Raw genomic sequence first — 1,894 nt, 5'->3', positions numbered from 1 at the left:
CCTTGAAAACTGCATAAGAGAACGAGAATTAGCAGGCGGACACAGACATGAACTTGTTTCGTGAAAGCAGACAAAAAGAAATGTGGTCAAGTTAATAAGGGCTAATGGTGGATACCTAGGCACACAGAGGCGATGAAGGACGTGGTTACCGACGAAATGTTCCGGGGAGTTGGAAGCAAACTTTGAGCCGGAAATGTCCGAATGGGGCAACCCTATGTACTACCTGTTGAATATATAGACAGGAAAGAGCCAACCCAGCGAACTGAAACATCTTAGTAGCTGGAGGAAGAGAAATCAAACTAGAGATTCCCTCAGTAGTGGTGAGCGAAAGGGGAAGAGCCTAAACCAGAGGATTTATCTTCTGGGGTCGTGGGACAGCGAGATCGAATCTAGAGACTAAACGAAACAGCTAAATACTGTACCAGAGGGGGTGAAAGTCCCGTAGTTGAAAGTCAAAGGATAGTAGCTGAATCCCGAGTAGCATGGAGCACGAGGAATTCCATGTGAATCAGCGAGGACCACCTCGTAAGGCTAAATACTACTGTGTGACCGATAGTGAACAAGTACCGCGAGGGAAAGGTGAAAAGAACCCCGGAAGGGGAGTGAAATAGAACATGAAACCATAAGCTTACAAGCAGTGGGAGTCCGATTTAACGGATGACCGCGTGCCTGTTGAAGAATGAGCCGGCGACTTATAGGCACTGGTAGGTTAAAGCGAGAATGCTGGAGCCAAAGGGAAACCGAGTCTGAACAGGGCGATAAATCAGTGTTTATAGACCCGAACCCTGGTGATCTAACCATGTCCAGGATGAAGCTTGGGTAACACCAAGTGGAGGTCCGAACCGACTGATGTTGAAAAATCAGCGGATGAGGTGTGGTTAGGGGTGAAATACCAATCGAACCAGGAGCTAGCTGGTTCTCCCCGAAATGTGTTGAGGCGCAGCGGTAATGGTTAAATTTGGGGGGTAAAGCACTGTTTCGGTGCGGGCTGGGAGACCGGTACCAAATCGAGACAAACTCAGAATACCCAGAAGAAGACATTGCCAGTGAGACAGTGGGGGATAAGCTTCATTGTCAAGAGGGAAACAGCCCAGACCACCAGCTAAGGTCCCCAAATCATCGCTAAGTGATAAAGGAGGTGAGATTGCCTAGACAACTAGGAGGTTTGCCTAGAAGCAGCCACCCTTGAAAGAGTGCGTAATAGCTCACTAGTCAAGCGATCTTGCGCCGAAAATGAACGGGGCTAAGCGATGTACCGAAGCTGTGGGATTGATATTAAATTATTAATCGGTAGGGGAGCGTTCCGTCGTAGGTTGAAGCAGTAGCGGCGAGCAGCTGTGGACGAAACGGAAGTGAGAATGTCGGCTTGAGTAGCGCAAATGTATGTGAGAATCATACACCCCGAAACCCTAAGGGTTCCAGAGCCAGGTTCGTCCACTCTGGGTTAGTCGGGACCTAAGGCGAGGCCGAAGGGCGTAGTCGATGGACAAAGTGTCAATAGTCACTTACTGTTCTGTGGGAGCATAGAGAGGGACGCATCAAAGATAGCCATACCCTGATTGGTTTGGGAGGAGTTTACGAACTCCGAGTGGTGAAGGATAGTGCCAAGAAAAGCTCGCTATGTGATGAAGATAGAACACCCGTACCCGAAACCGACACAGGTAGGGAGGTTGAGAATACCAAGGGGCGCGAGATAACTCTCTCTAAGGAACTCGGCAAAATGGCCCCGTAACTTCGGGAGAAGGGGTGCCCACCTCAGACGTGGGTCGCAGTGAAGAGATCCAGGCGACTGTTTACCAAAAACACAGGTCTCCGCCAACTCGCAAGAGGACGTATGGGGGCTGACGCCTGCCCAGTGCCGGAAGGTTAAGGAAGCTGGTCAGCGAAAGTAAAG

Annotated in this window: 1 rRNA gene; it reads left to right on the top strand. The window is 49.9% G+C overall.

What is annotated here, in order from left to right:
* Nucleotides 1-84 precede the first annotated feature (84 nt).
* Nucleotides 85-1,894: ribosomal RNA gene (locus tag FJR06_RS10865) — 23S ribosomal RNA — on the top strand; the annotation flags it as partial.

Origin of the sequence: Dolichospermum sp. UHCC 0352 (assembly GCF_009711925.1) — a bacterium.
Taxonomy (GTDB): domain Bacteria; phylum Cyanobacteriota; class Cyanobacteriia; order Cyanobacteriales; family Nostocaceae; genus Dolichospermum; species Dolichospermum lemmermannii.
Note: the sequence above shows the minus strand (reverse complement) of the source record. Positions and strands in the feature narration are given on the sequence as shown.